Raw genomic sequence first — 2,142 nt, 5'->3', positions numbered from 1 at the left:
ATATTTTGATGTCAACTGCATTTAAACATTTAATGCATGTTTTGTGGTTAATAAGTGATAATGTCCTAATTGTTATTTAGGTATTATGTCCCATTTAGGTTATGATGAATCCTATTGGAGGATTTGGTCATATGAGGAGAATATTACTTATGTGTAAATATCAAAAAAACAATATGCAGTTATTAAAGAATTAGTTGATCATCATGGAAATAAGAAAAGAGCTGCTATAAAGCTTGGAATCCCTATAAGACAGCTCAATAGAAGAATCAGACAATATCAAGAGAAAGGAAAAGCGGCCTTTGTTCATGGGAACTCTGGTCGCAAACCCGTCAATTGTCTTTCCACGGAAATCAACAATAAAATTGTAACCTTATACCAGACTAAATATCAAGATTTTAATTTCATGCATTTTACGCAATTCCTAAATGAATTTGAAGGAATTAATGTTTATTATTCAACTGTTTATCAACTCTTATCTCAAGCTGAAGTTGACTCCCCCCCTAAAATTCAAAAGGCTACTCGTAGAGACCGCACTAAGGCAAAATATAGGCTTAAGCATCCTGAAGCTGCTAAAACCGAAACCGAGCAAACCGCTGATCTCAGCCTAGTTCATAAATATGTGTCCAGTATTCTGGGTACATATCACATTAATAATGCCACCGGGGTTATTGTGGATGCTTGGTTTGCTTGGCAGGAAACACTTGAAGGCTACTATCACGTCTTCTATCAAATTTTAGAAAACTATGGGATTCCCTATCGTTTCAAAACCGACAACCGAACTGTCTTTAACTACAACAGCTCAAATAAAAAAGACGATACCATGGACGTTCTGACTCGGTTGGGCTATGCTTGCAAGCAGTTGGGGACAGAAATAGTAATTACTAGCGTCTCGCAGGTCAAGGGCATGGTTGAAAGAGCCAATCAGACTTTCCAAGGCAGACTCAAGCAAGAATTCAGAATTGCTCAAATAAATGATATTGAGACCGCTAATGATTATCTGCTCAATACTTTTGTACCAGACTTTAATGAGAATAATAATTTAGTTTGTTTTAATAATCATACCAAATGCTTGGTAATTGAAGCCTTCGATAAGCAGCGTTTCATTACTGTAGACGATGAAATCTACTTCATGAGAGAAATTCCAAAGAATGTTAAGTACTCTCCTGATTAGGATCTGAAAAGGACACGAAAACCAAAATCTAAAGCTCACAAACCGCCTATGTCGCACCCATGGAAGAAAGCATCATTTATCAAACAGCAAGCAGGAAAGAGCACACAATAAAAAGCAATATGCTTAAGAAAAAAGCGGAACAAAAAGGTTCCCCTAATGTTTATAATTTTTTAGGACATTTTCCTTTAATATTGACACTGCATTTAAACATTTAATGCATGTTTTTATATAGTACATTAATTAAAACTTGCGTTTATAATATCATTATAAATATTAAAATTATCAGAATCAAAAACGCAAAAAATTATTTCAATATCGTAATTCTCATCTATAATCCATTTTCTACATGTTTCTATAGCAGTCATGGCAGCTATCTTTTTTGGATATTTATAGACACCTGTAGAAATACACGAAAAAGCTATACTTTTTAACTTATAGGCTTTAGCGATATTTAAACTATTTATATAGCATGAACTTAAAAGTTTTTTATTTTCACTAATTGTATGAAAAGGGTATATAGGACCAACTGTATGAATAATATATTTAGCTGGCAATTTAAATGCCTCTGTAATCTTAGCTTCACCTGTCATACAACCATTTAGTTTCCTACAAACTTCTTTCAATTCAGGACCCGCAGCCTGATGAATAGCACCATCAACGCCGCCACCACCTAATAGAGTCTTATTAGCAGCATTAACAATAGCATCAACTTTTAGTCTAGTTATATCCTCTTTTACAACTCTCAAATTCACAATTATTCCCCCTAATGAAAAAGAAGAAGATTTATACCTTCTTCTTTATAAAGTTACAATTATCTCCGATATAATCTTACAAAAACATTATACATGTACATCCATTATTTTTATACAGATCATTTATCCTACTCAAGAAAATTGCCAATAAGCTGTAAAACAAACCTAATCTAAAATTTAGACAATCACATTAATTGCAACTGGAAATAGTGCATTAGT

2 protein-coding genes are annotated in these 2,142 nt (G+C 33.3%); one reads left to right on the top strand and one right to left on the bottom strand.

Annotation, left to right across the window (positions count from 1 at the left end; all coding sequences use genetic code 11):
• The first annotated feature begins 157 nt into the window (after nucleotides 1-157).
• Nucleotides 158-1,171, top strand: coding sequence for an ISNCY family transposase (locus HMPREF0520_RS06285; protein ID WP_338107199.1), 1,014 nt, complete (start codon nucleotides 158-160; stop codon nucleotides 1,169-1,171).
• Between the two features lie 236 nt (nucleotides 1,172-1,407).
• Here HMPREF0520_RS06285 and HMPREF0520_RS04330 read toward each other — a convergent pair whose 3' ends face one another.
• A complete protein-coding gene (locus HMPREF0520_RS04330; RefSeq protein ID WP_006729705.1) occupies nucleotides 1,408-1,923 on the bottom strand; it encodes an O-acetyl-ADP-ribose deacetylase in 516 nt (171 codons plus the stop codon).
• Nucleotides 1,924-2,142: the final 219 nt, after the last annotated feature.

Source organism: Lactobacillus iners DSM 13335 (assembly GCF_000160875.1).
GTDB classification, from domain to species: Bacteria; Bacillota; Bacilli; order Lactobacillales; family Lactobacillaceae; genus Lactobacillus; species Lactobacillus iners.
Note: the sequence above shows the minus strand (reverse complement) of the source record. Positions and strands in the feature narration are given on the sequence as shown.